At 59.7% G+C, this 22,193-nt stretch carries 19 protein-coding genes and 1 pseudogene; 8 read left to right on the forward strand and 12 right to left on the reverse strand.

Annotation, left to right across the window (positions count from 1 at the left end):
- Positions 1-51 precede the first annotated feature (51 nt).
- The 3 genes and pseudogenes from DVJ77_RS09655 to DVJ77_RS21445 all read left to right on the forward strand — a co-directional run bounded on the left by DVJ77_RS09655 (position 52) and on the right by DVJ77_RS21445 (position 3,730).
- Positions 52-1,947: a TnsD family Tn7-like transposition protein gene (locus DVJ77_RS09655; protein WP_114845253.1), complete on the forward strand. Its 1,896-nt coding sequence runs from the start codon at positions 52-54 to the stop codon at positions 1,945-1,947.
- 43 nt (positions 1,948-1,990) lie between these two features.
- Positions 1,991-2,479: pseudogene (locus DVJ77_RS21695) on the forward strand (TniQ family protein); the annotation flags it as partial.
- A gap of 171 nt (positions 2,480-2,650) precedes the next feature.
- Positions 2,651-3,730, forward strand: coding sequence for a hypothetical protein (locus DVJ77_RS21445; protein ID WP_225427925.1), 1,080 nt, complete (start codon positions 2,651-2,653; stop codon positions 3,728-3,730).
- 45 nt (positions 3,731-3,775) lie between these two features.
- Here DVJ77_RS21445 and DVJ77_RS09665 read toward each other — a convergent pair whose 3' ends face one another.
- The 7 genes from DVJ77_RS09665 to DVJ77_RS09695 all read right to left on the reverse strand — a co-directional run bounded on the left by DVJ77_RS09665 (position 3,776) and on the right by DVJ77_RS09695 (position 12,633).
- Positions 3,776-5,179: an ATP-binding protein gene (locus DVJ77_RS09665; RefSeq protein ID WP_114845255.1), complete on the reverse strand. Its 1,404-nt coding sequence runs from the start codon at positions 5,177-5,179 to the stop codon at positions 3,776-3,778.
- A complete protein-coding gene (locus DVJ77_RS09670; RefSeq protein WP_114845256.1) occupies positions 5,176-7,368 on the reverse strand; it encodes an integrase catalytic domain-containing protein in 2,193 nt (730 codons plus the stop codon). Before DVJ77_RS09670 ends, DVJ77_RS09665 begins: the two co-directional genes overlap by 4 nt.
- The gene (locus DVJ77_RS09675) at positions 7,355-8,026 is read right to left on the reverse strand and encodes a TnsA endonuclease N-terminal domain-containing protein (RefSeq protein WP_162791431.1); all 672 of its coding nucleotides are present in this window, start codon (positions 8,024-8,026) and stop codon (positions 7,355-7,357) included. Before DVJ77_RS09675 ends, DVJ77_RS09670 begins: the two co-directional genes overlap by 14 nt.
- A 482-nt stretch (positions 8,027-8,508) precedes the next feature.
- Positions 8,509-9,939 carry an XVIPCD domain-containing protein gene (locus DVJ77_RS09680; protein ID WP_114845258.1) on the reverse strand — a complete coding sequence of 477 codons (1,431 nt, stop codon included), beginning with the start codon at positions 9,937-9,939 and terminating at the stop codon, positions 8,509-8,511.
- 17 nt (positions 9,940-9,956) lie between these two features.
- Positions 9,957-10,472, reverse strand: coding sequence for a hypothetical protein (locus tag DVJ77_RS09685; protein WP_162791432.1), 516 nt, complete (start codon positions 10,470-10,472; stop codon positions 9,957-9,959).
- A gap of 435 nt (positions 10,473-10,907) precedes the next feature.
- Entirely contained in the window at positions 10,908-11,321 is a 414-nt protein-coding gene (locus DVJ77_RS09690; protein ID WP_114845260.1) for a VOC family protein, read from the reverse strand.
- A 328-nt stretch (positions 11,322-11,649) separates the two neighbouring features.
- Positions 11,650-12,633 (reverse strand): GlxA family transcriptional regulator, encoded by a 984-nt coding sequence (locus DVJ77_RS09695; RefSeq protein ID WP_162791433.1) that lies wholly within the window; start codon positions 12,631-12,633, stop codon positions 11,650-11,652.
- Positions 12,634-13,005: 372 nt separating this feature from the next.
- Here DVJ77_RS09695 and DVJ77_RS09700 point away from each other — a divergent pair, with 372 nt between their 5' ends.
- Entirely contained in the window at positions 13,006-13,374 is a 369-nt protein-coding gene (locus DVJ77_RS09700) for a nuclear transport factor 2 family protein (RefSeq protein ID WP_114845262.1), read from the forward strand.
- 111 nt (positions 13,375-13,485) lie between these two features.
- Here the strand turns inward: DVJ77_RS09700 and DVJ77_RS09705 are convergent, their stop codons facing one another.
- From DVJ77_RS09705 to DVJ77_RS09715, 3 genes are all read right to left on the reverse strand, one after another.
- Entirely contained in the window at positions 13,486-13,956 is a 471-nt protein-coding gene (locus DVJ77_RS09705; protein WP_114845263.1) for a GNAT family N-acetyltransferase, read from the reverse strand.
- A 181-nt stretch (positions 13,957-14,137) separates the two neighbouring features.
- Positions 14,138-14,941: an SDR family NAD(P)-dependent oxidoreductase gene (locus DVJ77_RS09710; RefSeq protein ID WP_114845264.1), complete on the reverse strand. Its 804-nt coding sequence runs from the start codon at positions 14,939-14,941 to the stop codon at positions 14,138-14,140.
- The gene (locus tag DVJ77_RS09715) at positions 14,928-15,305 is read right to left on the reverse strand and encodes a VOC family protein (protein WP_114845265.1); all 378 of its coding nucleotides are present in this window, start codon (positions 15,303-15,305) and stop codon (positions 14,928-14,930) included. The genes DVJ77_RS09710 and DVJ77_RS09715 overlap by 14 nt, the downstream gene beginning before the upstream one ends.
- Before the next feature lie 124 nt (positions 15,306-15,429).
- Between DVJ77_RS09715 and DVJ77_RS09720 the strand changes: the two genes are divergently transcribed.
- Entirely contained in the window at positions 15,430-16,368 is a 939-nt protein-coding gene (locus tag DVJ77_RS09720; protein ID WP_114845266.1) for a LysR family transcriptional regulator, read from the forward strand.
- A 95-nt stretch (positions 16,369-16,463) separates the two neighbouring features.
- Here the strand turns inward: DVJ77_RS09720 and DVJ77_RS09725 are convergent, their stop codons facing one another.
- Positions 16,464-17,396, reverse strand: coding sequence for a LysR family transcriptional regulator (locus DVJ77_RS09725; protein WP_114845330.1), 933 nt, complete (start codon positions 17,394-17,396; stop codon positions 16,464-16,466).
- Between the two features lie 116 nt (positions 17,397-17,512).
- On the opposite strand from DVJ77_RS09725, the gene DVJ77_RS09730 reads away from it, so the two are divergent.
- Both DVJ77_RS09730 and DVJ77_RS09735 read left to right on the forward strand, forming a co-directional pair.
- Complete coding sequence (locus DVJ77_RS09730; protein ID WP_114845267.1) at positions 17,513-18,262, forward strand: SDR family NAD(P)-dependent oxidoreductase; 750 nt, start codon at positions 17,513-17,515, stop codon at positions 18,260-18,262.
- Between the two features lie 20 nt (positions 18,263-18,282).
- Entirely contained in the window at positions 18,283-18,681 is a 399-nt protein-coding gene (locus DVJ77_RS09735) for a nuclear transport factor 2 family protein (protein ID WP_114845268.1), read from the forward strand.
- Positions 18,682-18,789: 108 nt separating this feature from the next.
- Here the strand turns inward: DVJ77_RS09735 and gorA are convergent, their stop codons facing one another.
- Entirely contained in the window at positions 18,790-20,142 is a 1,353-nt protein-coding gene (gene gorA / locus DVJ77_RS09740; protein WP_114845331.1) for a glutathione-disulfide reductase, read from the reverse strand.
- 218 nt (positions 20,143-20,360) lie between these two features.
- Here gorA and DVJ77_RS09745 point away from each other — a divergent pair.
- Positions 20,361-22,193: RHS repeat domain-containing protein (locus DVJ77_RS09745; protein ID WP_162791434.1), on the forward strand; the 1,833-nt coding region annotated here is incomplete at its 3' end.

The raw sequence follows: 22,193 nt of genomic DNA on the forward strand, positions 1-22,193 counted from the left end.
CTTGGCAGTCTCAGTCATCCGTAGACGCGGTAAGCGTACGGTGGCTTCGCTATGGCCGATCAGTGGCCTAACCGACGATTGCCGACCATCCCTGACCTGCTTCCGGATGAGTTGCTGTACTCGTGGATCGGCCGCTTGGTCACAGCCAATGCGCTACATGCACGGAAGGACACCATCGAGTGGTTGTTCGGGGATCGGTATGCCATTCCTTGCATTGATCTGCAAGGGCACCTTACCCACCTCTGCCAGGTATTGGGGACGGATGCACCATTACGGTCCCCGAACGCTTTTATCGAGACTTCCACGCTCTACCCATACCACCGCCCCTTCCTGAGCCCGTCACGCGACGAGGCGGTGGTGCGTATCCTCAAGGAGGGCGGTGCGAAAGGTTTGAAGACAATCATGGGGCGAGTAGCCAATCGCTTTGGCGCAACCCCGCCGCTGCAGATTTGTGCCCGATGCGCCGTAGAAGATATGGCGAGTCTTGGGGAGACCTATTGGCGTCGAACGCATCATTTGCCGGGGGTGTCCTGCTGCGCGAAGCACGGTATCGCGCTCACGATTCAAGCACGGCAGGCGCTGGTGACGGATCGTCAGAAGTTCATCCTTCCTGTCGGCGGGGTGGCACCGGTGCAACGAGACGTGGGGCAGCTCGAGCGACGATTCGCCCGGCTAGCGAATGAGGTGCTGCTGGCTAAGTTGCCGCCAGTGGACCCTTGGCAGCGTCGATCTGCCTATTTTCATGCATTGGAGGCCCGAGGATGGTGTCGCGCCCGGGGAGGTCGTATCGACTTTCCCGCACTCTCCCGCGAGCTAAAGCAGCACTATGAAGACTTTCAGTGGACCGTCCACCGGGAGCGGCTACTTGCTGGCGATTCGTCAACGATGGCCTGGCTCAGGACACTTCTCAGCCGACCGCGTGTGTCAGTCCATCCCATCTGTCACTTGTTGCTCATCGGATACCTTTTCAATTCGATAGCGGCGTTTGCTTTGGCGATCCGTGATGATAGTGACGAGTTCAGTGATCGCTCGGTCGTGGCCATTTATCCCAACGCCGATGACGCCAAGAAAGGGTTTGGGTCAGATCCCGGCCTAGCGATTCGTGATGTCTCACTATCGTGTCGCGCGCTAGCGACGATGCTCCATCGGTCGGTCACAACGATCGTGACATGGCGTCGTGCAGCCGGTGTGCCTATCGCCGAACGACGAAAGTGGCTCACTCCGGAAAAAGTACGGGCCGTTGTGCGCGCCTTGGTGGCTGGAAAGCGGCACAAGAGCATCGCTCAATCGCACCATGTGTCGATAAGTACGGTCAGTCGGATTCACAAAGCATATTTCAACCAAGCCAAGCATGAACCGATGTTGTTGGAGAAAGAACGAGTTCGCCGAAGGAGGCACTGGATGAATGTGACTTCCAGGATGTCGAAGGGAGGCGTCAACGCCGTGCGTAATCGAGCAGGGGCGACATACGCGTGGCTCTATCGCCATGATCGCGAGTGGCTTCGATCACAGACTCAGGTGCTCCGCTGTGTGCCCAAGCGAAGACCGCGGGTCGATTGGGCGACGAGGGAGGCGGGGTTGCTTGTCCGTCTCGAGATCGAGTTCAAACATCTGGCAACCGCATCTTCGCGGCGCCGAATCACGACAACGAGGCTTGTGGCGGGCCTGGGTGGGGACAACGTGCGCGTCCACTTGAGGCAAATGCCCAGGCTGAAGGCGCGGCTAGCCGAGATGTCCGAATCGGTGGAAGCATTTCAACAGTACCGTATAGACAACGCGGTGGATCGGTTAACGTACCAGGGGAAATCCTGCGATCTATGGCGGGTGCAACGCGCTGCTGGTATCAAGGTCTGGACGGCCATGTTACGACGCTACGCGCAGGAGGTCATCGAACATCGGCCACCGAGCCAAGCCCGGATGAATCACAGGCGTTGTAGATATCATTGACGAGTCGCGCTTCGTCACGGCGGAAGGCTAGGAGTGGAGTGACATGGAGCTTTGTCTACCGTTTGTGCCATGCCCTTATCCTGGGGAAATACTGGGATCGTGGTTAGCCCGCGTGTCCTTGCAAAATTGCCGGGGAGCGTGGCGTGTCCTGTTGGAGTCGGCGGGGCTGGGGCGGCGCATCGAAAAACCTACCTTCGACATGGTGACCTATTCGGATGCAATCCAGTCGTTGCTCGGCGCGCTGGGATTCAGCTACGAACGGGCCATGTTGGAATTGACGACGCTTCCGTACTGGCTAGCCTTCGAAGCGGATTCATCCGAAGGAAGGACCTTGCTAGGCATGACCACTACGCCAGCGCTTGTACGCTTGGGTCGCGTGGTGCCCTGTGCCCTGGAACCGTTGGGTATGCGGCGACCAGGTAGGCATGCCCGTCGGATGCGATATTGTCCGAGGTGTGTCGGGGAAGATTACCAGCGATACGGTGAACCCTATTGGCATCGTGAACATCAGCTTCCCCATGTATTCGTGTGTCATAAGCATCGTGATGCGCTGCGGATTGCCTGTTGGCAGTGTGGACGCGTGCCAGCTATCAGCGCCAAGCGCTTGGTTGATTTGCCGAGGTTACAATGTGCCTGCGGGCAACCTCTATGGAGGGCACCGAGATCCAAGTCGCTTGCACCCGCGTTTCTGGACTTGGCTACATTGAGTGCTGATGCACTTTCCTCGGGGTGTCCCCACTGGCATGGGGGACAAGTCAGGGCTTATATCGAATCTCGACTTGATGCCACGGTGAAGGGGAGTAGGCTTGGTGCGTACCGCCGTGTTCTCGAAAGCGCGTTCGGTAAGTTGCATCGCGAGGGCGACAGCTTCCAGTGGCGTGATGCGAATGCGGTTGATGAGAGTTGCAGCCAATTGAGGCTAAGCCGCTATATCAGTAAGGCAGGGCCTGCTGAGTATTGTGCGCTGCTGGTGGCGATGGGACTTGATTGGTCCGCTGTGGTGGAAGGTTTTAAAGCAGCGATACCTTGGGTTCCGAAGCAAGAAAAGTGCGGTCAGTTAGGCCGTAATGTGGGTATTGAACGTGCTCGCTCGGCCCTGCTTGATTGGGTAAGGCGGTATCCGAAGATGTCCCCAGCGGCCCACCGGTCATGCTACTGGTATCTCCGCCTTGTCGATGCATGTTGGTTCGACCAACACTTTCCTGATCATGCCGAGTCAGCCATCCCTTCGGTAGAGGCTGATCGCGCGCATATCGACGCATTGGTCGACAAAGAGGCGTTGCCCCTCGCCATTCGCAGCAGGAAAGTGCGCGCAAGTGCGGCCGCTATCAGGGCTTACCACCGGGATCGAATCTGGCTCCAGGGCGCGCTCGACAAGTTGTCGGGTCTTGCTGATCGCGATGTGGCCGCGCGGCGGCACAAAGTGCTCCAATCCAGGGTCCTGGCGTTGCAGCACGCCTTGGCGGAGGTGCTTCGCGAGGAAGATCGCCCCGCCAGGATATTTACGCAGACGCTGGGGATTCGTGCTGGGCTCTCCTTATCACAGGCCGAAAATACCATTCGCTCCCACCCGCCGCTCCGGGAGGCCATCGACGCGGCCAATCGCGATAAGGAGCGGCGGCAGTTGGCGTGGGCAGCACGACAGCTGATGGCAGAGGGCAAGCCGCTGATCAAACGGCGAATCTTGGCCCGGGCGGGTTTGCCGCGGATTGGGCGCTTTAATGTCCTAGCGGAGCAACTGGTGGTAGAGCTCAAGCATGAGCTGCTCGGCGATGTCGACTGACATGGGAGCGCGGTGCTCCCCTCTCTCGACGGTACGCCATTGCGCTTAGATCGACAGAGGGTCCTCCATCGGGGGTTCAAAGGCTTGGCTTGGGGCAGTAAGCGATGGCTTTCGCGATGCTTTTGCGCGAGCGTGTAGCTTAGTTACCGGAATGTCATCCGAGTTGTCGAATTCCTCATAAGAAGAGGCATCCGGCAAGTGGTCGTGGGCGCCAAGCAGTGTTCGCAGTGCGCGATACCGGGGACTGAAAATCAGGTCATCGAACAGGCGGAGCTTATCGGGATTTCCGCTGCGAAGTGCCTGAATGGCCGGCTGAAGGAAGGCCATGTCGGTCGCCATCGTGCGCTCGAAGGCCGCGACATCAATCATTTCGCGACCGCCGATCTCATTGCGCTGCGAAAGCATGAAGGCCAGCACCGCAAATGCTGTATTGCCGGCTGACGCTTTGTGCCAAGCGTCTCGTACCGCCTTGTCAAGCCGTCCCTTCTTTTTGACGTAGGTGTAGTCCCAATACACATCGCAGAAGTTCTCCCACTGGGGATCGTCCTTGGCCATCGGGCGAAGCACAGTTTCTCCATAGGAAGCCAATTTTCGCGCGTTGCGCACGCTACCTTCCAGGACCGACTGGACGGCCGGCGTGGCCAGGAGGAGCAAGCTGATCCCGAGTCGCTCAATGATTTCACTGAACAGGTTGAGCATAAGCTCCGCGTAGCCACTGCGGGCTCCGCGCAAGTTCTGCACCTCGTCCACCACGAGAAAGCCGAGGGAGCACGCTGTGGCCACCTGATTCATGAGTTGCACCATTGGCGCAATTTGGCGCAGGGATCTCGCCTGTCGGATGTAGTTGGTTCCAAGGAGTCGATCAATTTCCTCGAAGAACTGGATGCACAGACTCCTGAGCGTGGCATCGTGAGGGACGCGCAGCACAAGGTAGAGGATCTGATGGCACGTCAAGTGGTGACCTTGATAGCCTTCGTGACGGATGACTTGGGGATAACGCAGCAAAAACGACAGCGCGAATGTTGTTTTTCCCATTCCGCTGACGGCCATCATGAAGTGCCCTTTGGCGGAGGACCGCCAGTCCTTCGGGAACGGCAGGCCGTCCTCGCCCTGTGTGGCAATCGCATGACGTCGCTGACGGTCGAGAATCGTAAGTGGATTACGGGCGACATAGGACTCACGCATGATGGTGGCGAGTGCCAGCCCGGCCTTTTGATACTCAGGGAACGGTATGACGATATCCCCGACCGTTGATAGCTCCATCATGCGAACAACCTCGCCTGCCCGGCGAACGGGAGCCGTTGGCGAGGGAGGGTAGTGTGCAAGGTTCGTCAAGAAGTCCTGCTTGGTCTTCTCGAGTGGCGGCATAGCTTCGATGAAGGGATTACCCTCGAATCGATGCACACCGGTGGGAATGTAGCGTGCGGGAATAATGCTGGTGGAGTTCAACGGGACGTCCTCTGTTTCCTAATCAGGTCCAGGCTGCGGCGCCGCTCCTCCTCTTCGATCTTCTTCCAGTCGGGATTGCTACCTGGTTTTCTAGCGGGCGCCGATGGATTCGGCGACGTTTTTCCAACCAAGGCACGCTTGAGGTTGCGTGTTTCTTCCTGACGCGCCTTTTGCTGGACGGCTCTGGCGACCTTGGTTGCGGCAGGCTGCTTGGGTCCGGCAGGACGAGATGTCGGTGCCTTGGATGCGAGGCGTTCAATACGGCTGTCGTTATCGGCACGAGCCCAAAGCAAGTTGGCATGGGAGGTAAAGGCCTCCTCTTCGTCCAAAGTAAAACCTGCCAAATCGTTGGCGGCACCCGCGGTCATGTGAAACTCCGCCCACTCGCGCCTTGCCGTCGGAATGAAGATCACCTCGGGGTCCATCTTGTCCAGTCGAATATCGACAGGCCGGGAGCGCACCGACGATCTTGCGGCCATCTCTGTGGCGATTTCGTTAGCGGGACGATAAGAGCGTGACTTGTAGCGCACAATACCGCTCCCCAGGCTCGCCTTATCGCTACTCAGGAGGAGCCGTTGGTAGTCCCGGTCGCTAAGAGGCGCGGTACGCAAACCGGTGATGTGCTCTAGCCCCCAGAGGTAGGCATCTCGTGGGATCGGGGCGACACCTGCACGCGTCAAAATGCGTCGCCGCTTCAGCGCGCTATGGGGGCGGTTGTTATGGGCGATGGCGTATTCGATGGCTACGCGGTAGCCATCGGTCAGGGAATGGATGGCCACCGCTTCGGCGAGACGTGCGGCTCGCGCGGTTTGGGGATCCAGGGGACGCTCTGCGTAGGTTCCCTTCATGCGGGAGCCGGCCATCCGTCGCTTCAGTTCGCGAATGGTGCGTTCGACGATGGCCTTCCCATCCGGGCAAAAGGGCGGCAGTGGCGTTAGCTCCATGCGGAGGTCGTGGACCACCGCCTGCTCCATCGAGCCGCTGGTGAATTCCGAGCCGCGATCTGGGCAGAGGACGGCGGGCACGCGCGCCATGGGCCAGCGCTTGTCATCGACATCGATACCCAGCGTCTGGAATCGCCGCTTCCTGGAAGTGAAAGCGATCAGCAGGGCGTGGCGCACTTCCTCGTAGGAGGCGGGTTGCAAGGAGAGATAGATCGCCACAACGAAGCGGCTCCATCGGTCCATGATCAGGTAAATGGTGGGTTTACCGACAATGATCGGGTTCGCGTCATTCGTGACCAGATGCAAACGGCCGCCGGTGGCATCGATTTCGTAGACTTCACCGGGTCCGGCCGCATATAGCGATCCAAGGCGACCAGGACGGTGTTCTTGCGTCCGCAAATTGGCAGCGAGGTCATTCTCCAGGCGGGCAAACCGGTCGATGTAGTAGCGAAATTGTCGGACACTGACGGGCTCGGGCCGCTGCTTCGCTATGTACTCGGCGTAGAGGGACGGATGGCGGCGGCGAAATGGTCCGCCCAGGTATTCCTCATGGGCATGGGTGAGGAAGGTCACCCCATGGCGCAAGCGGGACTTGAGAAACGCCACCATGTCGGCGATATCGTCTTCGCTGACGACGAAGTCGTTTTTGCCAAGATCCTGGGTCAGGATCGACTGCCGCCCTCGGCGCTTGGGTGAATAGTCGTTGCTTCCAAGGGCACTCCTGATTCGCGATGCCGGAGCGTTGGTCGGAGTGACGCCCGTGGGAAGAGGAAGAAGACCGAGCCTCGTCTGACCGAAATAGTAATACCGAAGCAGCATCCGGCGGAGGGTGATGAAACTTGTATCCGTGGCCTTGGCCCGTTCCTGGATGAGCGTCGTGAACATGGATCGAGATAGGTTCGATTCGCGCTCAAGGCTCTGAGCAAGGGGCTCAACGAGGTTCCAGGCAGCATCCAGATCGAGTGCGCGTTCGGAGTCTTTAGGTGGAGATACCGTGAGCGCATCAGGCAACGCTAATCGACCCCAGGTCGCCCCAGGTGTTTGGACGAGCGTCTTAAGCGCTTTACGCGAAAGGCGCACGGGACGGCGCGCGTAACGCGCCTTCTCCGGCTCGCCGACCCACATGGCATAGACGCATTGGTAAAACAGGTGGGTGATCCGCAGATAACGCGGGTCGGTCTCGCCGAGACGAAGCACCATGCCCCGCGCCGGGCTTGCCTGCGCCACAGGATCAAAGATCAGCATGGGGCACCTTTCGGCGAAGTACGAGTGGGCGATCAAGGGTTATCTGGTCAGTCAGCGAGACGGCAACGCGCTCGGTCCATCCGCAATAGCGAAAGAGGTCTTGGGCGCTCCCGACATTCATGCGTAGCCGTACGGCGGTGCGCGAAATCAGATCGACGAGCGGAACGTTGGTTTCATAACCCTTCGAGAAGGCATGGGCGAATTGAGTCGCCCGACCTGCACTGGGGGTAAATCTGTGCCGATACCAACCACGAAGGAAGCGAAGATTGGCGAGGAGCACCCGATTGAATTGGCGAGTGTCAACGAGAGTCCAAGGAATACCGCGTGCCTTGCACCATGCATGTTCGATGGCCAAGCGCTGCCTGATAGCTGGATTGTTGGCGTCGTCGGGAGTCTTGATGCTTGCGGCCCGAAAACGGGGGCCTGCCGTGGTTTGCTCGGCGATCAGCAGATCAACGGTGAAGGGCTCGGGGTATGGCCCCTTGAAAGGATGCCGGACTCCCCATTGCCGCGAGAGCTGCATGGTTCCATCGATGTCCAGTATCGGCCACTGTTCGAGGATATCGACGGTTTGGGCGCGGCGCTCGATCAGATAGAAGTAGGTGGCCTCTAACTCAGACAGCAGGTGGTGTGTGCGGTCCACCACGATGCCCTTCACGACGGAGCTCGTGCCTCGGGAGGGGACGTCGCGTACCTTCAGCCAGGGGATGTACGACGCACCCTCGCGAACGCCTCGGCCTCGGGCAATGCGTCTTCGAAGATACGGCGGATATAGACCGGGGTCCGGCTTCCAGTGCATGAAGCCGATCATAGTCTATTGGATAGAACTATCCATAATATTTGTCACTTCAAGCGGCGTGTCGAGCGGATCGGTGTGTTGGGAAGTGGTCAAAGAGATGGATGTCGCGTGCTTCAAGGGAAAAGCCCCAGGCTTCGCGGAGCACCCGGATGCGATTGTCCGCGCTTAAAGAGCGTCCTGATGACAAGAATTGACGACCATGGAAAGCGCCTGCGTGTGCTTACGCAGTTGCGTCGTATTGGGCGACGACTGATGGTCGGCAGTTCGACACACCGTGTTCGGCATCCGCATGGGATGCCGAACACAATGATGAAACAAAAGGCTCTTCGAGGACGCCCGCGCTAGTGGGCTGTCGGTGCGTGCTTCTGGGTCTGTGATGGGTCTTGTTGCAGTGGCATCGCCTGTGCTTGCGGTTTTTCCTGTGCCGCCTGCTGCTGCCAGGCCTGGCTGCTTTGAGCCACCGACGCCTGGGTCGCTTGCGCGGTTTGCACTTGCGCCATCTGCTTGAATGGCGAGCTCAGATCGCCTTGCACGGCGAACGCCCGCGACTTGTCGTCACTCAATACCACATGGTTGACCTGACTGAGCCCATCACGACGCGCGGCCACCACCAACGCGGCGGCGAGGTTATCGCTGCTTTGATCCGGCGTACGGTGATGTTGTGCATCGACCTTATGCACCGCATCGAGCGTTTGCCGATAAAGCGCGTTATCGGGATGCGTCGATTGATCGAGGCTGGGCGTATGCGGCACCGGCGGCGTGGTGGGGGAATAGGTATGCGTCACCGAACTGTCGCGGAAATTCGCCGGCGTCGATGGTGTCGTGCTTTTGTCCAGATACGGCATGACATCTTTATTCGGGCCCAAATTCAGCCCGTTTTCCGCCACCTGCTTGGCGGAAAGATGCAGGGAGGCCATATTTATGCTGAATTCCGGCGCTGTCTTGCCAGGTGTCGCCGGATTGTAGAAGCGCTCGAATTTAACCGCGCTACCGATCGCCGAGGCTCCGTAGTAATTGGGGTAATCCGAATTACCCGAAGGCCCCAGGCCGCTGGGTGCGCCGCGCGGCTTGTCGAAGAAATTCTTTCCCATACCCTCGAGGTTCTTCGCCGAGGCTTCCATCGAAAGATCCGGTTTGACCTCCAGATTGGGCTTCAACGTGTATTTGGGCGGAAAGCTGCTGCTGTCCACGTCGACAAAATTACTCATGCGACCCGGATTCTTCTTGTAGACGTCTTCGATCGTCGCGGTTTTTCCATGCGCGGCGGCCTCCTGACTCACCGCGCCCGCCACCGCATTCCAGCCGGAAATTTCGGCACCGGCTTCATCCCGGCGATAGTTGGCGATGAATTTGCCGACAGGCACGGTGTAGTCGTGATCGTGTTGCGGTGACTTGGCGATAGCGGTCAGTTCATTGCTGAAGTCGACGATTCCCTGCGCTGTCGTCGTTCGATTCAAGCCATGCTGCAACTCATGGCCCAATACATACGTGGCCTCACCAGTGTTATAGCTGCCACTGGCAGGGTTATCTAGCATCTTCAACGGTAAATGCATCGATTGCGTCGTCGAGGCGTACTCGCCGCCCGCATGCGGATTGGTCAAAGGCACGATGTGCTTGAGGTGACCGTCTTTGACGGCCGTGTTGATCTCGTCGATCAGTGCGGGCGACCCGGCCAGGGTAGCCCGCAAATTAGCGAGCTGCGGCGCCGTGACACCGGGCTGCGTGCCGAAGGCGTCGACGACGGCTTTGGCTTCTGGGGTAAGCGTGGGCATCTCTGGATTCCCTTCGGTTAGCGCACAGTCACCATTTTTACGCAGGCCTTGGCGGTCGCCTTGTTGTCGCCCTGCACTTGCGGCGACACGTCCATGGCATGCACTTCGACATGCATCTTGCGCCCATCGAAGTAGTCATAAAGCCAGCGTCCGTGTTCGCCATAATGCGACTGGCGGGCCAAGCCCATGGCTTCGAGTTCGGCGGTGAACTGACCGAAATCCGGATCGCAGACTTCGGCGGCCGAGGGTTGCTCGCCTGGCTTGCTGGTGAAGCTGAAGTCGAGCTGTGTTTCCCCGGAAACAAGCTTCGAGCGCTGGATGCCACCGGCCCAATCCTTGGAAAACGATTGTCCGAATCCATACTTTTCCGCATCGACGACAGTGATTTTCGTACCCATCACCTTGCCCATGTACTCGGGCGTCACGTCATTGACGCTTTGGATGCCACGGATCAATTCCAGCAGGCGCGACAATGCGTCTTTGCTGGTAAGCGTGGACTGCCCCTGACTTGCCGAAGGCTCGCTCGTAGTCATCCTGGTCTCCTTGTCGAGCGTTGAAGTGGTGCCGGCCATGGCCAATGTCGACGCACATGCGCCCGACGCCCCGAGGGCCAGCAAGGTCAAATAAAAACGAATGCGATATCCAGATCGTCGCCATAGCGTGGGCAAGGCGTTCTCCTTAGTGAACCGACTGTTCGAATTTTCGATAACCGGCGGGGTATTGAACATCACCATCCCCAGATCGCGGACTCTACCTGTTTCTTATTCGCGCTGTGTTTCCAGATGATGATATCGCCAACTTGCTCACGCACCCGCCCGAAGCACCCCGGCCAAAAGAACAGATGACGCTTCTTATTCAAGCTGTTACAAAGAAAACAACGAGTTATTTAAAGGTCCGCCATCGGATCGAAAGCGGACCTTCTCAGCCGACGCGACTAGACCCGCGACTCCTGCTCGTCGCAGGAAAACTCAACCATGCGGCGGAACAGCATTCGGGTCCATCCACATTACTTCCCAGATATGACCGTCTGGATCCTCGAAGCTGCGGCCATACATAAAGCCGAAATCCTGCACGGGCACGGGGTCTGCCTTGCCGCCAGCACCACTCGCTTTATCGACCAGGCTGGACACCTCGTCGCGACTATCCGCTGACAGGCACAACAGTACCTGCGCGTCCGTGTGTGCATCGACGATCCGCTTACCGGTGAACTGGCGCCATTTGTCATGCGTGAGAAGCATCGCGTAAATCGTATCGGAGAACACCATGCATGCCGCGGTGTCGTCACTGAATGCGGGATTGTTGGCCGCACCAATGGTTTCGTAGAACGTTTTCGATCGCTTTAGATCGGTCACTGGCAGGTTAACGAAGATCATCTTGCTCATTGTCTTGACCTTATATGTGTAAGCCGCGGTAGAAGTGCCGCGGTATCTTACTGACGAGTGAGGACGGGGGAAATCGACACGGGCTACAAAATGCGTCGCCGCCGCGACACCACACGCCTATCGCGAGCGACTCCAGTTTGCCGGAACATGCCGTGCCGAGACCCTGAGGCCGTCTTCGCCAGAACCGCGCGTCCATAGCCGCAGCAAGAACAGCGGGTGACATGAGCAATCGCCGCCGGAGAGGCAACCGGTCTCGACGGCCAGATTGATGGGCAAGATCGTCATCGGCTGGCGGCGGCGAGAATGACCACCGCTTTTCGGTGCCCGGTTAGAACACGGTGATATCGGCCATTTGAAACCGCTTGCGAAATGCGGCGGGAGTCAGATGCGTGCGACGCGTAAACAGTCTCGAAAACGTCACCGCATCGAGGTAACCCACCTCAGCCGCCACCTGGGCAACGCTGAGTGTCGTTGTTTCAAGCAAGAGCTTTGCCCGTTCGACACGAAGGTCCTGCAAGATGTACAAGGGCGAGTGTCCGGTCTCCGCGCGAAACTTGCGCAGGAGTGTTCGACTGGAAAGATTGAACGCACTCGCAAGGGCATCCAGTCTGTAACGCTCCCCGATACGTTTTTCGAACCACGCACTCACCGCACGAGCAAACGATTCGTATCGCCGGTGGCTAAGGCGCGCGTCAAGGTAAGGGGCCTGGCTGTGTCGATTGTTGTCGATAAGACTAAGCCTTCCGACCGCCCGAGCCAGGCTGGTTCCGACGCAATCGCGAATGAGCTGAAGCGCGAAGTCGCCGTAGGCCGTAAACGCACCCGACGTCACGATCTCCCCATCGCGAACAAGCATCGCATCGGGTATCACCTCAACCTTTGGGTATCGCCTCGCCATTTCCCCGGCAAAGGCCCACGCGGTTGTCGCCCGCCTTCCATCCAGCACACCCGCATCGGCCAGCAATAGACTGCCGCCACAGATCGAGGCGACCCTTCGTTGCGCCACCGCCCGCCGAATGAGGGATTTCTCCTCGTCCAGGACACTGAGGATGGAGTCAATCTCCTCGATGGTATTGAAGTCGAAGGCAGGCACCACGAGAAGGTCGAAGGGTTGGGGCGAATCGACGGCTACCTGGGCCCCGCCCGCAAGGCGGACCTGGCCAGCACGAGCGCCGATAATCGAAACCGAGAACGGCGCCGGCGCATCCGGTGCGCGCAAGCGAGTCAGGCGGTTGGCAACGAGAAGAACATCCGAAAGGCCGAAGACCTCGGCACCCATACAACCGTCGTAAACAAGAATCGCGACCCGCACGTACATTCCCTTCGAGGACATCGTGTGCCAAGCGTGGCCTTTTCACGCAGCAGGTCAAGTGTTCTTCCGTTTGACCAGGCCATGCCGCGACTGCCACAGGCACCTGAAGTAACAACGTAATCAGCGTTCTACGACCTGCCAACCGCATACTTGTGAGAACCGCCCTGGCGATGCAAGCGCCAATATTGGCGATATTGCCCATCGAGTGCACCGTACTTGGCGAGATCGCCTGTCGATCTGTCGCACCAGCCAAGTGACGAAGTAGCACTGCCAGCCTACGCTGGCGTCCATCGAGATAGACCATCGCTCATCCCGAGACAGCAGCAAGCCCCATCAACCAGCGTAGATATTCCATTCTGCCGGAGAATAACCATGCCCGACCGCCATGAGGTCACGACCTTTGTTTCGTTAGTGGAAAGCGGCGAGTTCATTGAAGCGATAAGGCAGTTCTACCATCCCACTGCCATCGTCTGGGAAAACCAGGAGCAGTCGCGCACCGGGATAGATGCACTGGTCGAGAATGAAATACGGGTGCTGCAAGCCTTCACCACCGTGCGTGGTCGCGCGCTTCATGTGCTGGTCGATGGAGATAGCGTGGCCATCAACTGGCGTTTCGAGTTCTCGAGCGACAACGCCCACCTGTCCCTGGAAGAGATTGCCTACCAGCAATGGTCCGACGGGAAGATCGTGCAAGAGCGCTTCTATTACGACCCTTCCCAGCTTCGACCTGCAAGTAGCTGATGTATCACCGTGGTCAGTGGAGCGTCGGGTCGAAAGCAATGGATATCTTGAGCCACGCTGATACTTGCTTTCGCCCGTGACTTCATGGCGAACAGAATCCCACGTCGGATACTAATCACTTCGCAAGTGCTTAATCATGGGGACGCAGGTGAGGCTCACGCCAAGAGATGACTTATAGATGACTCTGCCGTCACCTTCGAATCCGATGGCTCGATAGAACGGGGCAGCATTCAAGGTGGCATCAAGGTGGACGTCCAATAATCCTGAATGGACCGCCAAGTCTTCCAGATGCGCCATCATCGCGCGTCCAATCCCACGGCCCATATATTCAGGACACACGAAAACCGCATCGATTTTTCCTGTCGCGAGATCGATCATGCCCGTGCTCACGACGCGCTCATCGATCACCGCGACATAGAACTGGTCAGCCACGCGGCTGGCAAACGCTCCCGACATCTCTCCTGCTGTCCATATCTCCAGATCTTGCCAGGGATAATGGTCGCGACACTGGGCACGAATCGCTTCGCGGCGAATCGCAAAACTGATCGGCGCATCGTCGATGGTCGCTTTTCTTATATGCATGGCAGTCCTTGTTCTCTTCCGTGAGGCCTTTTACCAGAAGCATCCGTTTCGGGTCGGAGGCCGGCATTCAGAAAAAGATGTCATGGCCACTTTCGCAGATGGTCTAAAGCCTTGCCAGGGCACGGTTCAATCAATAACTAGAGTCCGTTCGACCCACCGCTGACCCTGACGGATTAACCGGTCACACCATGACCCGACCTCCTGCCACATCAAGAACCACGCCAGTGATCCACGCGGATGCGTCGCTAAGCAGAAACAAGGATGCCGCCGCTATGTCTTCCGGCGTGCCCAGGCGCCCGAGCGGAAATCCTTCCAGCATCTGTGCCTGCCGCTCCGGTGAGAGCGTCGCGCGTGTGCGTTCGGTCAGCACCGCCGACGGTGAAACACAGTTGACGCGCAATCCTTGGCGGCCTACCTCCTGGGCCAGATGGCGGGTCAGCATGATGATGCCGGCCTTCGCCGCGCCGTATCCCGCCGGTGCACCCGACGCCACGCGAGCGCCGGCGGAGGCCATGGTCAGCATGCCGCCACTGCCACGGGCCAACATACCGGGCAGAAAGCATTTGAGCGTGAAGAATGTCGAGGTGAGGTTGTTGTCGATGCTGGAGCGCCAATCCTGCTCGGTGATGTCATGCAGTGGAGCTGGCCGACCGGTGCCGCCTCCGGCGAAGGCGAGTACGAAGTCCGGTGCGCCGAAGTGCGCTTCGGTGAGGGCTTGCATATGCTCAACCTGCGCGAGAACCGAGCAGTCGGCCGCCACGCTGATCGCTTCCCCGCCAACGGCTTGCACGGCCGCCAGGCTCGCCTGCAACGCCACCGGATCGCGTCCGTTGATTACCAGCCGTACACCGTTGCGGGCGAGGGCGAGGCAGGTGGCGGCGCCAATGCCGCGCGAACCTCCGGTGACCACCGCCACCTTGCCGTGCAGGTCCGCAAACGTGGGAAGGGCGGCGCTCCTCGCGGTCAATGCATCAACGTTCGCCATGGGTGCGTACCTCGATGTTGTGCTGATCGGGATCGAAGAAATACAACGCCTCCGCCCAGCCACGGGCGCCGTGCTGCGGGGCAGAGCGGCCATCTCGAATGAACGGATCGCCGCCGAATGGAACGCCCATCATCTGCAGCCGTTCGCGCACGCCTTCAAAGGCCTGTCGGTCCAGGCAAAAGGCCAGGTGCATCGGGTCCTTCGGGGCCTCGGCCAACAGGTCTAGCGTGCTGTTGTCGTTCACGCGAAGCTCTTCAAATGGCGCTGCGCTGCCTTCGTAGTGCAGGCCGAGAATGTATTGGTAGAACTGCACCGATACCTTCGCGTCGCGGACACGAAGGATGAGATGGTCGATCTGGAGCATGTCGTCGGTTCCCGGAAATCAGAACGCCAGTCTGCGAATGCCGCCGTAGTCGGAGACTTGCCCGGCAGCGGATGTGCGTGACAATCTAGAAAGCGTAGTCGGCGCGCGCAATCATTGATTTGGCATGCCCGTCATCCAAAAACGCATGGCACAGGCTCGGCCGATGACGATGGATTGGGATGATCTGAAAGTAGTGCTTGCCATTGTCCGCAATGGCACCCTGAGCGCGGCTGCACGGGCACTGGGCACGACGCAATCCACCGTCAGCAGGCGGCTCGATGCACTGGAGCGGCGCCTGAGCGTGAAACTGTTCGACCGCGAAGCGGGAGGCTTGCGACTGACCGCGCTGGGTCAATCCCTGATCGAAGGTCTGGAGCAGATGGATGCCGGGGCCTTGTCGGTGCAACGGCAGGTGGCCGCGCGCGATACCGGCTTGAGCGGAGAGATCCTGGTGACAAGCCTGGACTGGTTGGGCGACGAAGTGATCGCGCCGATGCTTGCACGATTCGGCGCCATGCATCCTGGGCTGGTGATCGAACTGGTGAACGACACGAAGGTGTTCAACCTGGCGCGTCGCGAGGCGGACCTGGCATTCCGCTTCGGATCATTCACTCAGGAGAACCTGATAGAGCGCCGCATCGGCGAAGTCGCATACGCACTGTACGCATCCGAAGGCTATCTCGAACGCCATGGACAGCCCGACGTCACCAATGGTTTCTGCGGCCACCTGCTGGTACTTCTGGACCGGGCAGCCGGTGCGGTGCCCCACGAGGCCTGGCTACCGGTGTTGGCGCACCGCGCGCGCACGGCGCTTCATGCCAATGGCTTGCGCGCTCATCTTGCCGCCGTGCGCAGTGGCGCGGCCATCGGTGTGCTGCCTTGCTTCTTGGCGGAGGGAGATGCTTCGCTGCGCCGCGTAGTGGTTTCGCACCCCATGCCAGTACGCGCGGTGCGTGTCGGCCTTCACTCCGATATGCGGGATACCCCGCGCATTCGCGCTCTGGTGGATTTTGTCGCGCGGGAATTCGCGCAGTTGGAACAGCAGCTCAATCCGCAGAGTTGATGCGCCGTATCGCTGTGCATGAGGGGCGGTCAATGATTCGGCTTGATTCGAGCAAGCAAGCGTCCGCTATCGCTAAAAGCGGATATGGATTCGACTCACGCAGGTGATGAGCGCTTTGGGCTTTTCGGTTCGAGCTGCGTCTCGAAGCGGTCCGCAAGCCAATCGATAAACACCCGCAGGCGCTGCGAGAGATGGCGGTTTGGCGGGTAGACGAGATGCAAGGGGTAGGGCCTGGGGCGCCAACGTGGCAGCACTTCGACAAGGTCGCCTCTGGCTACGGCATCGCGCGCGATAAAGGCGAAGGTCTGGATCACGCCCAGGCCAGCCAGTCCGGCGGCATAGTGAGCGTTGCTTTCATTAATACCTACGGCATGACGGGCGATGATCTGCAGCCGCTGCCCGTTGCGCTCGAAGTGCATCGGAAGTGGGCGTCCGGTGAGGGCGGAAAGATAATTCACCACCCGGTGCGTTTTCTCCAGGTCATGTGGATGTTTCGGCTTGCCATGGCGCTCGATGTAGCCCGGTGAGGCGCAGGTGATCCAGCTCGCGCGGGCGATAGTGCGCGCCACCAGGCCAGGGTCGGTGAGCGCACCGCCGCGGATCACGCAATCGACGTTGTCGCCGATAAGATCCACGTGACGATCAGACACCCCCAGGTCGATGCGGATATCAGGATAGCGAGCGAGGAAGTCTGGAAGCGCGGGCACCAGCAAGCGATTTGCTACGGATGAGCCCAGGTCCACGCGCAGATGTCCGCGCGGGCGTGCATGCGCGGCGCTGAAGCTCGCATCGATATCCTCCAGCTCCTTCAGCACGCGTGCACTTTTTTCATAGTACGCGCCGCCGTCAGGGGTGATGGCGATACGGCGCGTCGTGCGCTGAAGCAATTGCACGCCCAGGTGTGCTTCCAGCGTCTGCACCAGCTTGCTGACCGTTGCTTTCGGAAGCTGCAGCGAATCGGCGGCCTTGGTGAAGTTGCCGGCCTCGACCACGCGGGCGAAGGCACGAATGGCAAGTAGCTGGTCCATGTCATTGTCCATACAGGTGGATAAAGAATGCTTTATGGGCAACTTTATCAAGTAATACCACGGGACTACGTTAAGCGCGTCGGCAATCAGCCCTCATACGCAAAAGGTAGATTTCCATGAACACCACTCTTAAAGACAAAGTTGCCCTTATCACCGGCGCAAGCACGGGTATCGGCCTGGCTACGGCGCAGGAGTTCGCCGCCCGTGGCGCGAAGGTCTATGTCACCGGGCGGCGCCAGGCTGAACTCGATACAGCGGTGGCTGTGATCGGCAGTGCGGCGACGGGCATCCGTGCCGATGCCGCAAGCCTGGACGATCTCGATCGAGTGATGGCCCAGATCGGCCGTGAGACAGGCCATCTGGATATCGTCTTCGCCAACGCCGGTGGTGGCGACATGCTGCCGCTGGGTGCGATTACCGAGCAGCACTATGACCGCATTTTCGCGAGCAACGTCAAAGGCGTGCTTTTCACGGTGCAAAAGGCGCTGCCGCTGCTTGTGGATGGCGGTGCGGTGATTCTCACCGGCTCCACGACCACCTTGCAGGGCACCGAAAACTTCAGCGTGTACAGCGCCAGCAAGGCAGCCGTACGCAATTTCGCTCGCTCATGGCTGCTCGACCTCAAAGCGCGCCGCATCCGCGTCAACGTTATCAGTCCGGGTCCGGTTCGCACGCCTGGCTTGGCCGGGTTGGTGCCGCCGGAACACAAAGAGGGGCTTTTTGCCCAGCTTGCCGGCGTGGTCCCCATGGGGCGCTTGGGCGAACCGGATGAAATCGGTAAAGCCGTCGCCTTCCTGGCATCCGACGACGCCAGCTTCATCAATGGCATCGAGCTTTTTGTCGATGGCGGCACCGCGCAGATCTGAGCGCTTATAAGGAGACTCTCATGCTTACTCCCACCCAATTGCTACGCGCCTATCTCGCCGAGATACAGGACCCCGCGGCTGCGGCCGCACTGTTCGCCGACGATGGTGTGCTCGAACTACCGGCGCTGGCTTCGATGGGCATCGACGCTCGCGCACAGGGACCGGCGGCCATCGAAAAATTCATCGCCAGCTTGCTGGTCAACGTCCCGGATTTCCGTTTTCAGGACATCCACATTTTCATCGAAACCCCCGATCAGGCTTTCGGCGAATACAGCGTTGAAGCGTCCGTGCGCTCCACCGGAAAAATGTATCGCCAGACCTATGCCGGGCGACTTGTCGCGGAGCGCGGAAAGATCAAACTGCTGCGCGAATCGCTCGATACGCTTGCCGCATACCGCGCTTTCAGCAAAGACAGTTGACCAGCTTTGATCGGTAGCGCAGTCGGCACGATGCTGGTGCCGACTGCGCCTTGCATATGGCACTGAAATGACGCCATGGCTCAGTGAGGCATGGATGAGTCGTAGCGATCAGCCACGCAAGGTCACGATCTCTTCAGCGATGGTCGGATGCAGGGCGACCGTGTGGCGGAAATCGCTCCATCGCGCATGGGCCGTCAGTGCGACGCCAATTAGCTGAATCATCTCCGCCACGCCTTCGCCGAAAAGATGTACGCCCACGACCTTGTCCGTATCGCCGTCGATCAAGACTTTGATAAACACCTGGTCCTGGATCTGCGCAAATGCCTGCGCCATGGAGCGGAACTTGGTTTTGAGTACGCGAAGATTTCCATAGCGGGTGCGTGCGACATGTTCGGGCAAGCCGACCGTGCCGATCTCCGGTGAAGAGAACACGGCGGTAGGGACCATTTCGTAATCGAAGTCCGGCACGTCGAGCCCGCCAAAAAGCCGGTCGGCGAGGGCTTGTCCCTCACGGATCGCTACCGGCGTGAGGTTGAGCCGATTCGTGACGTCGCCGATGGCGTAGATCGAAGGTTGGTTGGTACGCCCATGGACATCAACGATGATCGCGCCATCCTCATCGACTTTGACGTCTGTACCGGGCAATCCTAGCCCGCGGGTGTTTGGCGCTCGCCCCATGGACAGCATGACGACATCGACGTCGATCGTAGAACCATCAGCGGTCGTCGCACGCAAGCCGTCCGGCGTACGCTCGATTCGCTGCAAGACCTGCCCGCGCAACAGCCTGATCCCGCGTCGGTCTTGATGCTCAGCCAGTAACTCGGCCAATTCATCGTCAAAGCCGCGCAGCAGTCGGTCAGCGCGGATAACCTGGGTGACTTCGCTGCCCAGCCCGGCAAAGATGCCGGCAAACTCGACCGCGATGTAACCGCCGCCGACAATCAGCACGCGCTTGGGCAGCTCCGCCAAATGAAAGGCTTCATCCGAGGTGATCGCCAAATCGGCACCGGGGAATGCCGGCCGCACCGGGTGCCCACCTGTGGCGATCAATAGGGTTTTGGCCGATATGCGCTGACCACTGCGGGCAAGTTGGACCGTGTTCGGGTCGATGATTTGGGCGTGATCGTGATGAATGGCGACGCCAGCCTTGTCCAGGTTGGTCTCGTAGATGCGTTCCAGGCGGGCAATTTCTACATCTTTGTGTTGAATCAACGCCTTCCAGTCGAACGTCGCTTGTTCGGATGACCAGCCATAAGCATGGCTGGCCCGAAACTGATCGGGGAAGCGGCTGGCATACACCAGCAGTTTCTTCGGCACGCAGCCGCGATTGACACAGGTTCCACCGAAGTTGGCGCTCTCGGCAATCGCTACGCGCGCGCCATGCCCGGCGGCGACCCGCGCTGCGCGCACGCCCCCCGAGCCACCACCGATCACACACAGGTCTACGTCATATTTTTCCACGTCAGTCTCCATGGTGTGCTGCGCGAAGATCGGGCGGCACTGCTCTATCCATTCTAGTTTGAGGTGCGGCCGTCGAATGACCGACGCGCGAGCCGCGCAACTTTTTTTGCAAACACCCCTAAACTTTTTCGCGATCCCTTGGATTAACCCTATATCGGCCGCTGAATCGTCTGCGGCCCATGGATTAGAACCGCCACACGGCGGGAGGGAACATCAAGATGGTTGCTGTGATTGCCGGTAATGCATTGGGTCTGGACAACAGCTCTTTGCGGTCGTTGGGGCTGGGCCTGGGCGGGCAGGCGGCGGTAGGCCAGGGCAAGACAGGCCAATACGTCAACGTAGCCAGCGGCAATCTGGTGCTGCAAAACGCGGACGAGGGGCTGGTGTTCGACGGTCTGCCTGTCAACGCCTTGCGCACGTACAACAGTCTCGGTCAGATGACCGGCAACCAAGGCTGGCAGTTCGGTTTCAACCGCACCATCAGCGGACTCACCGGCACCCTCAATACCGCCGGTAGTACGGTCTCGCGCATCGCCGATGACGGTTCAGCAGTGACCTATGCCTATAACGCGACCCTGGGCAAATACGTCAGCAGCGGCCAGAGCGGCAGCACCGATACGCTGGCATGGAGCGCGGGGGCGTCGACCTGGACCTGGACCGATGGCGCCAGCCGGCAGCAAGAGGTCTACAACGCCACCGGTCAACTGACCCAGTTCAGCACCCTGGAGACCGGTGCCAGCTACAGCTTCACCTACACCGGCAGCCAACTGCACACGGTGGTCGCCGGTGATGGCGACACGCTGACGCTGGGCTACGACACCTCGGGGCGCTTGAGCAGCCTGTCTATCAGCGAGATCCCACCAGGCCAGACCACCGCCGTCACGCGCCAGCAGCTCACCTACACCTACGATACCCAGAGCCGCCTGAGCACCGTGACCACCACACTGGCCTCGGACACCAACAGCGCCAGCACGGCCAGTTATGCCACCACCTATACCTACGACGGCAGCAGCGATCGCGTGGCGTCGGTCACACAAAGTGACGGCACCACCGTCAGCTATACCTATGCCGCCGATGCCAACGGCGTGTATCGCGTGGCGACGATCACCACCGGCAGTGGCGCGGCCGCGCAGACACTGACGCTGGGTTACACCCTGGGTACCGACACCACCACCGTCACCGATGGGTTGGGCCGTACCTGGACTTACACCTATAACCCGGCCGGCGAGCTGACCCAAGTGGTGGCCCCGGCGGTCAACGGGGTCAGTGCCACCACGCATTACAGCTACGACAGCAACGGCAACCTGACCCAGGTCATCGACGCCAACGGCGGCATCACGACGTACACCTACGATGCCAACGGCAACCGGTTGAGCGTGGAAGACGCCACCGGCCACACCGCCAACATGACCTACAACGCCGATAACCAGGTGGTGAGCCGCACGATCTATACCGTGCCGGCGCAAGGCGTGCTGGGCCAGGGCGGTTACGTGCCCCCCAGCGGCGCGCAAACCACCTACTACGTATACGACAGCAGCGATCGCCTGCGCTTTGCGATCGACGCCACCGGCGCCGTCAGCGAGTCCCAATACAACGGCGCCGGTTTGCTCGCCATGACCCGCACGTTTGCCGGCGCCACTTATGGCGTGGGCACGCTCAGCCCCACCCACCTGCCCGATCTGGCGACCGTCACCTCGTGGACGACGACGCAGGATCTGACCCGCACCACCCGCGTCGATTACAACTACGACGTGCGCGGCCAGTTGTCTTCGCGGTCGGCGTGGGACACCGTTGACGCCACGGGTGCGGGTGTCAGTACGGGGGCCGGCAACTACGACGCCGCGATGACGACGTACAGCTATGACGCTCATGGCAGCCTGCTGCAGCAGGTCACCCTGCGTGGCGTCGCCCGCACGACGTTAACTACAACGAGCTTCACCTACGATGGTTTGGGGCGTTTGCTCAGCAGCACCGATCCCGTAGGCAATGTCACCACCTATGTGTACACCGACAGCGGTAATACGCTGGCGGTGACCCAGGCCAATGGACTG

Origin of the sequence: Dyella tabacisoli, from assembly GCF_003350925.1 — a bacterium.
GTDB lineage: Bacteria > Pseudomonadota > Gammaproteobacteria > Xanthomonadales > Rhodanobacteraceae > Dyella_C > Dyella_C tabacisoli.

What these genes read in the sequence shown, in the direction of transcription:
- DVJ77_RS09685 (WP_162791432.1), bottom strand. Translation starts at nt 10,472, where the DNA reads ATGACTACGAGCGAGCCTTCGGCAAGTCAGGGGCAGTCCACGCTTACC.
- DVJ77_RS09710 (WP_114845264.1), bottom strand. Translation starts at nt 14,941, where the DNA reads ATGGCGAACGTTGATGCATTGACCGCGAGGAGCGCCGCCCTTCCCACG.
- DVJ77_RS09735 (WP_114845268.1), top strand. Translation starts at nt 18,283, where the DNA reads ATGCTTACTCCCACCCAATTGCTACGCGCCTATCTCGCCGAGATACAG.
- DVJ77_RS09700 (WP_114845262.1), top strand. Translation starts at nt 13,006, where the DNA reads ATGCCCGACCGCCATGAGGTCACGACCTTTGTTTCGTTAGTGGAAAGC.
- DVJ77_RS09680 (WP_114845258.1), bottom strand. Translation starts at nt 9,939, where the DNA reads ATGCCCACGCTTACCCCAGAAGCCAAAGCCGTCGTCGACGCCTTCGGC.
- DVJ77_RS09725 (WP_114845330.1), bottom strand. Translation starts at nt 17,396, where the DNA reads ATGGACCAGCTACTTGCCATTCGTGCCTTCGCCCGCGTGGTCGAGGCC.
- DVJ77_RS09715 (WP_114845265.1), bottom strand. Translation starts at nt 15,305, where the DNA reads ATGCTCCAGATCGACCATCTCATCCTTCGTGTCCGCGACGCGAAGGTA.
- DVJ77_RS09705 (WP_114845263.1), bottom strand. Translation starts at nt 13,956, where the DNA reads ATGCATATAAGAAAAGCGACCATCGACGATGCGCCGATCAGTTTTGCG.
- DVJ77_RS09720 (WP_114845266.1), top strand. Translation starts at nt 15,430, where the DNA reads ATGCCCGTCATCCAAAAACGCATGGCACAGGCTCGGCCGATGACGATG.
- DVJ77_RS09690 (WP_114845260.1), bottom strand. Translation starts at nt 11,321, where the DNA reads ATGAGCAAGATGATCTTCGTTAACCTGCCAGTGACCGATCTAAAGCGA.
- DVJ77_RS09730 (WP_114845267.1), top strand. Translation starts at nt 17,513, where the DNA reads ATGAACACCACTCTTAAAGACAAAGTTGCCCTTATCACCGGCGCAAGC.
- DVJ77_RS09670 (WP_114845256.1), bottom strand. Translation starts at nt 7,368, where the DNA reads ATGCTGATCTTTGATCCTGTGGCGCAGGCAAGCCCGGCGCGGGGCATG.
- DVJ77_RS09655 (WP_114845253.1), top strand. Translation starts at nt 52, where the DNA reads ATGGCCGATCAGTGGCCTAACCGACGATTGCCGACCATCCCTGACCTG.